Origin of the sequence: Pseudomonas sp. NPDC087814 (assembly GCF_044742865.1) — a bacterium.
Lineage (GTDB): Bacteria > Pseudomonadota > Gammaproteobacteria > Pseudomonadales > Pseudomonadaceae > Aquipseudomonas.
In genome coordinates, this window is the sequence record NZ_JBIUVK010000044.1 from 50,364 (window position 1) to 56,363 (window position 6,000).

Annotated in this window: 7 protein-coding genes and 1 pseudogene; 2 read left to right on the plus strand and 6 right to left on the minus strand. The window is 57.9% G+C overall.

Going from position 1 to position 6,000, the window contains the following annotated elements; genetic code table 11:
* Window positions 1-99: 99 nt before the first annotated feature.
* Entirely contained in the window at window positions 100-420 is a 321-nt protein-coding gene (locus ACIOMR_RS24515) for a DUF6124 family protein (protein WP_102368114.1), read from the minus strand.
* Window positions 421-845: 425 nt separating this feature from the next.
* Between ACIOMR_RS24515 and ACIOMR_RS24520 the strand changes: the two genes are divergently transcribed.
* Window positions 846-2,063, plus strand: coding sequence for an MFS transporter (locus ACIOMR_RS24520; RefSeq protein ID WP_063033153.1), 1,218 nt, complete (start codon window positions 846-848; stop codon window positions 2,061-2,063).
* A 108-nt stretch (window positions 2,064-2,171) separates the two neighbouring features.
* Here the strand turns inward: ACIOMR_RS24520 and ACIOMR_RS24525 are convergent.
* Window positions 2,172-2,291 (minus strand): annotated as a pseudogene (locus ACIOMR_RS24525) (RNA polymerase subunit sigma); the annotation flags it as partial.
* Window positions 2,292-2,415: 124 nt separating this feature from the next.
* Between ACIOMR_RS24525 and ACIOMR_RS24530 the strand changes: the two are divergent.
* Window positions 2,416-2,640 carry a hypothetical protein gene (locus ACIOMR_RS24530; protein ID WP_087693771.1) on the plus strand — a complete coding sequence of 75 codons (225 nt, stop codon included), beginning with the start codon at window positions 2,416-2,418 and terminating at the stop codon, window positions 2,638-2,640.
* A gap of 368 nt (window positions 2,641-3,008) precedes the next feature.
* Here the strand turns inward: ACIOMR_RS24530 and ychF are convergent, their stop codons facing one another.
* The 4 genes from ychF to prs all read right to left on the minus strand — a co-directional run.
* Window positions 3,009-4,109, minus strand: a complete 1,101-nt coding sequence (gene ychF / locus ACIOMR_RS24535; protein WP_008432257.1) for a redox-regulated ATPase YchF — start codon at window positions 4,107-4,109, stop codon at window positions 3,009-3,011.
* 23 nt (window positions 4,110-4,132) lie between these two features.
* The gene (gene pth / locus ACIOMR_RS24540; protein ID WP_003208389.1) at window positions 4,133-4,717 is read right to left on the minus strand and encodes an aminoacyl-tRNA hydrolase; all 585 of its coding nucleotides are present in this window, start codon (window positions 4,715-4,717) and stop codon (window positions 4,133-4,135) included.
* 165 nt (window positions 4,718-4,882) lie between these two features.
* The gene (locus ACIOMR_RS24545; protein ID WP_003208391.1) at window positions 4,883-5,482 is read right to left on the minus strand and encodes a 50S ribosomal protein L25/general stress protein Ctc; all 600 of its coding nucleotides are present in this window, start codon (window positions 5,480-5,482) and stop codon (window positions 4,883-4,885) included.
* A 138-nt stretch (window positions 5,483-5,620) separates the two neighbouring features.
* Window positions 5,621-6,000, minus strand: a 380-nt coding sequence (prs, locus tag ACIOMR_RS24550; protein ID WP_401196858.1) for a ribose-phosphate diphosphokinase, incomplete at its 5' end; no start/stop codon positions are given.

A 6,000-nucleotide genomic window follows, 5' to 3' on the forward strand; every position in this document is an offset into this window, starting at 1 on the left:
GAATGCGGTGTGTCAGTCAGCAGAGGTATTGGCTGGTCCACCGCCTTCGCGAGCAAGCCCGCTCCCACATTTGATCTGCGGTGTTCTGGCGTTCGCGCGTCAGGTTTTGCGCGGGTGCAGGCACTCTATCGAGCGGTCGACCATGGCCTTGGCGATTTCCAGCAGGTGCCATACGGCGAGGACTTTCGCACGCTCGGGGCTTTGCAGTTGTTCGCCACAGTCGAGCGCGGTGGCCGAGGCGCTGTGCAGCAGGTCGGCAGTGAAGAGCAGGGAGTCTTCGAAGCTGATTTCGTCGCTGATGGCGTAGAAGTTTGTCGAGGGTTGCGGCGGATCGGTCGGCAAGTAGTGGTCGAGCGCTCGGGTGAAGGCGGCGCGGTCTTTGGCCTGGTCACGGGGTGGATCGGGGACGATCTTGAACATGGTGTAGCTCCTATTGACCTGAAGAAGCTGCCACCTTCGCTGCTAAACGTAGGGTGGCGGCTGTACGCGGGTTAGCAGACCAGTCAATAGGAAAACCGGCGCACCCGAAGGTGCCCCACGCACAGCCACCATAAACGTGACCGTAGAACGTGTGCCTATTGAGTTCAGGCTGCTAAACCCGATCACTGAAAACCAGCGACGGACCGAAGACTAGCCACCGACTCCCCCAGGCACAAGGCCGAAAGATTCTCTAGGAAACGTCCCGCAAATTAAAGGGATTCATCTTGCTGGCCCTTTACAAACCATGACCGCTGCATCGATTCATCTACTCGTTAGCCTGCTAACGGGATAGCCTTCCTGCACCCAAAAGTGGCACATTGTCGCACCTGCACCTGTGCATCCATCTGCTGTACGGAAAACCTCCCATGGCTCTGAGCAATTCCCAGCCCTCCGTGGCTACGGCGCCTGCCGCCGGGCAAACCAGCCCGTTGGTGATGCGTGTAATCGGCGCGGTGGCGCTGGCGCATTTGATCAATGACTTGATCCAGTCGGTACTGCCCTCGATCTACCCGATGCTCAAGGCCAATTACGGCCTGACGTTCACCCAGGTCGGCCTGATCACCCTCACGTTCCAGCTCACCGCGTCCCTGCTGCAACCGTGGGTGGGTTATTACACCGACCGCCATCCCAAGCCGTACCTGTTGCCCTGCGGAATGATCTGCACGCTGGTGGGCATCTTGATGATGTCCCAGGTGGGCAGCTTCCCCCTGATCCTGCTGGCGGCGGGGTTGATCGGCATCGGCTCGTCGACCTTCCACCCGGAAGCGTCCCGCGTGGCGCGCCTGGCCTCGGGCGGGCGTTATGGTTTGGCGCAGTCGACGTTCCAGGTGGGCGGTAATGCCGGCTCGGCCTTCGGCCCGTTGCTGGCGGCGGCGATCATCATTCCGTTCGGCCAGGGCAATGTGGCCTGGTTCGGCCTGTTCGCGGTGTTTGCGTTGTTTGTGCTGTATGCGATCAGCCGCTGGTACGCCCACCACTTGAACCTGTTCAAGCTCAAACAAGGCCAGGCGGCCACTCACGGCCTGTCCAAGGGCCGGGTGCTGAGCGCGCTGGTGGTGCTGGGGCTGCTGGTGTTTTCCAAGTACTTCTACATGGCCAGTTTCACCAGTTACTTCACCTTCTACCTGATCGAGAAGTTCGACCTGTCGGTGGCCAGTTCCCAGCTGCATCTGTTCCTGTTCCTCGGCGCGGTGGCGGCGGGTACGTTCTTTGGCGGGCCGATTGGCGACAAGATCGGCCGTAAGGCGGTGATCTGGTTTTCGATCCTCGGCGTGGCGCCGTTCACCCTGATTCTGCCCCATGTGGACCTGTTCTGGACCAGCATCCTGAGCGTGGTGATCGGCTTTATCCTGGCTTCGGCGTTCTCGGCGATTGTGGTGTACGCGCAAGAGTTGGTGCCGGGCAATGTGGGGATGATCGCCGGGGTGTTCTTCGGTCTGATGTTCGGTTTTGGCGGGATCGGTGCGGCGCTGCTGGGGCACCTGGCAGACATCCACGGCATCGAGTACGTGTACACGCTGTGCTCGTTCCTGCCGCTGTTCGGGGTGTTGGCGATTCTGTTGCCGCGTACCAAAAAGGCCTGATACCAGATCAATCGAGTCGGGCAGATATCCCTGCTGCCCAACGCTTGCGTCAAACGGGTAAATCAACTGCTCCTGCAAAGGGTGTCGGCGTTGCGCCGGTGCGCTGATTTACGGTTGTAGCGGGTTGTAGGTGGCCCGCTTGAGCTGTTCTCGCGCCCGGGACAAACGTAGGCGCACCGTGCTAATGGGGATGTCCAAGGTGTCGGCGGTGTATTGGGCGTTTCCATCGGCAAGTGCTTGTTGCTGTACTAAGTCAGCAGGTTCCAGCCGCCGGTAGATATGCTTTCCATGAAAGTGATTCCGAGTGATTAAGGCGTCGGTGCTACGCTTGCTCAAAACACGGAGAGCCGCCATGACGGATATCAAACTGATTGCTAGCTTGTTTGATCGCCTTAATCAGAACCAACTCGCCCTAGGCGCCGCAGTTGAAGAGCTTTCCAAGTGGGTCGAACAACGTGGGTCGGCAGAAATTGCCAACAACGTGCGCGGTGCGCTCGAAACACTGGATGAGAACCTTGTGTTTATTCGTCAGGGAATTGCTGAGCTAACAGTCACAGGGAGTTTAGGAAAGCTGTGACGGTCTGGAGCAGTAGAAGGTCCGGCTGTCTAACATCGAGGCAAGTAGTCCGATTCCGCCTAGGTGCCGTCGTTAGCAATAACGGCAGGGTAGGCCGCTTACTAGCTTACAACGGCGCCCTATCGCAGGGAGGCGCTTCCTCAGGGGCATGCGCACGTTGGTGGCGGGCTGGACTGCCTACCGGGCTGGTGATTTTTCATATCTACCGAATCGAATTCTGAAGTTCTCGCTGCTAATTTTAGAGATGGGACTGGCTCTAACAATATTGAATACCGAAGTTTTTTTCGGTGGCGGGGAAGTGAGCGCCCACAAAAAAGCCGATGCAGTGCATCGGCTTTTTGTTTTGCGGCATAGGCCGCAGGTAAAGCTTATACGTTGAAGCGGAAGTGCATCACGTCGCCATCCTTGACGATGTATTCCTTGCCTTCCAGGCGCCATTTACCGGCTTCCTTGGCACCGGCTTCACCCTTGAACTGGATGAAGTCGTTGTAGGCGATGACTTCGGCGCGGATGAAGCCTTTTTCGAAGTCGGTGTGGATCACCCCAGCCGCTTGCGGGGCAGTGGCACCGACCTTGACGGTCCAGGCGCGTACTTCTTCAACACCGGCGGTGAAGTAGGTCTGCAGGTGCAGCATTTCGTAGCCGGCACGGATCACGCGGTTCAGGCCAGGCTCTTCCAGGCCCAGGGCCTCGAGGAACATATCTTTCTCTTCGCCGTCTTCCAGCTCGGCGATTTCCGCTTCGATCTTGTTGCACACCGGAACAACGATAGCGCCTTCTTCTTCGGCAATGGCCAGGACCACGTCGAGCAGCGGGTTGTTCTCGAAACCGTCTTCAGCCACGTTGGCGATGTACATCACCGGCTTGGTGGTCAGCAGGTGGAAGCCCTTGATCACAGCTTTTTCGTCGGCGCTCATGCTCTTCATCAGGCTGCGTGCCGGCTTGCCCAGGGTGAAGTGGGCAATCAGTTGCTCCAGCAAGGCTTTCTGGACCACTGCGTCCTTGTCGCCGCCCTTGGCGTTACGCGTGACCTTTTGCAGTTGCTTCTCGCAGCTGTCGAGGTCGGCGAAGATCAGTTCCAGGTCGATGATCTCGATGTCGCGTTTCGGGTCGACGCTGTTGGAGACGTGAATCACGTTCTCGTCTTCGAAGCAGCGGACCACGTGGGCGATGGCATCGGTCTCGCGGATGTTGGCGAGGAACTTGTTGCCCAGGCCTTCACCTTTCGAAGCGCCGGCTACCAGGCCCGCGATGTCGACGAACTCCATGGTGGTCGGCAGGATGCGCTTTGGATTCACGATGGCCGCCAGGGCGTCCAGGCGTGTATCGGGCATCGGCACGATACCGGTGTTCGGTTCGATGGTGCAGAAGGGGAAGTTCTCCGCCGCAATACCGGATTTGGTCAGGGCGTTGAACAGGGTGGACTTGCCGACGTTAGGTAGGCCGACGATGCCGCAATTGAATCCCATGGTGTTTCCCCTCGGGTAAAGAGTCAGGCCTTCTGGCTGTGCAGGTTTTTCATCGCACGGTTCCATTCACCGGCGAAGATATCCGGCAGCACGCCGAGGGCAAAATCGATGCTGGCATCGAGTTTTTCCTGTTCGGCGCGTGGCGCACGACCCAGGACGAAATTTGAAACCATACTGGCAACGCCCGGGTGGCCAATGCCAAGCCGCAAGCGGTAGAACGTATTCTGATTGCCCAACTGCGCGATGATGTCGCGCAGGCCATTATGCCCGCCATGGCCGCCGCCTTGCTTGAGCTTGGCAACGCCGGGTGGCAGGTCTAGTTCGTCATGGGCCACCAGGATTTCTTCGGGTTTGATCCGGAAGAAGCCCGCAAGCGCCGCGACAGCCTGGCCGCTGCGGTTCATGTAGGTGGTGGGAATCAACAGACGAACATCCTGACCCTGATGCGAAAAGCGTCCGGTCAGGCCGAAATATTTGCGATCGGCCACAAGATTGACGCCTTGGGCGTGGGCGATACGCTCAACAAAAAGGGCCCCCGCGTTATGCCGGGTCTGTTCGTATTCGGCGCCTGGATTTCCCAGGCCAACGATCAGTTTAATGGCAGTCACGACAGGGGCCCTTCCTTTGGAGTTGTGGATAACATCGCCGTTGGTGCGGCGAAAGTGGACGACAAAAACTCATTAACCGTTAGAGGCCAACTTCGCATTCTCGCCCGCTTTCTCGCTACGTTCCGGTCCGCGATGTTTCCTCAAGCTCCGGCATTACAGAGTGAATTACTCTGCAGCGCCTTCTTCAGCTTCTGGTGCAACGCGTGGAGCGTGTACGTTTGCAACAGCTTTGTCGTCACCGTGAGCCAGTGCAACGAACTCAACGCCTTTAGGAGCCTTGAGGTCGGACAGGTGAACGATTGCGCCGATTTCCAGAGCCGACAGGTCGACTTCGATGAACTCAGGCAGGTCTTTCGGCAGGCAGGTCACTTCGATCTCGGCGATAACGTGCGAAACTTCGCCGCCTTTCTTGACCGGAGCTTCTTCACCAACAAAGTGCACAGGCACGATAGCGGTCAGTTTCTGACCAGCTACTACGCGTACGAAGTCAGCGTGCAGCACGTGGCCTTTAGCTGGGTGACGTTGCAGTGCCTTGATGATGACGTTCTGCTTGGTGCCGCCAACGTTCAGCTCGATGATGTGGCTGTAAGCCGCGTCGTTTTCGAGCAGTTTGGCGATTTCTTTAGCCAGCATGCTGATGGATTCAGGGGCTTTTTCGCCACCGTAAACTACAGCTGGAACCAGGCTTGCGAGACGACGCAGGCGGCGGCTCGCACCTTTCCCCAGGTCGGAACGCAGTTCAGCATTCAAAGTAAAATCGTTCATGTTGTATCTCCAAAATAACCACATTCGCCCTAGCGTTTGCGACCAGCGCTAAAGGCGATATGGGCAAAAAAGCCCCGCCCCAACAGAATGCTGGGGCGGGGCGCTTTTCGTCAGGTTGATGCTGCTAAGGTTTGACCCTTAACGGAACATCGCGCTGATCGATTCTTCGTTGCTGATGCGGCGAACCGCTTCGGCAACTACCGGTGCGATATCCAGTTGACGGATACGCGAACAGGCTTGAGCGGCAGCGGACAACGGGATGGTGTTAGTCACCACCAGTTCGTCCAGCATTGAGTTCTCGATGTTCTCGATCGCTCGGCCCGACAGCACAGGGTGTGTGCAGTAGGCGAAGACTTTTGCTGCACCGTGCTCTTTCAAGGCTTTCGCCGCGTGGCACAGGGTGCCGGCGGTGTCGACCATGTCATCAACCAGTATACAGGTACGCCCTTCGACATCACCGATGATATGGATCACTTCAGAGTGATTGGCTTTCTCGCGGCGTTTGTCGATGATGCCGT

What these genes read in the sequence shown, in the direction of transcription:
- ACIOMR_RS24515 (WP_102368114.1), bottom strand. Translation starts at nt 420, where the DNA reads ATGTTCAAGATCGTCCCCGATCCACCCCGTGACCAGGCCAAAGACCGC.
- ACIOMR_RS24520 (WP_063033153.1), top strand. Translation starts at nt 846, where the DNA reads ATGGCTCTGAGCAATTCCCAGCCCTCCGTGGCTACGGCGCCTGCCGCC.
- ACIOMR_RS24530 (WP_087693771.1), top strand. Translation starts at nt 2,416, where the DNA reads ATGACGGATATCAAACTGATTGCTAGCTTGTTTGATCGCCTTAATCAG.
- ychF (WP_008432257.1), bottom strand. Translation starts at nt 4,109, where the DNA reads ATGGGATTCAATTGCGGCATCGTCGGCCTACCTAACGTCGGCAAGTCC.
- ACIOMR_RS24545 (WP_003208391.1), bottom strand. Translation starts at nt 5,482, where the DNA reads ATGAACGATTTTACTTTGAATGCTGAACTGCGTTCCGACCTGGGGAAA.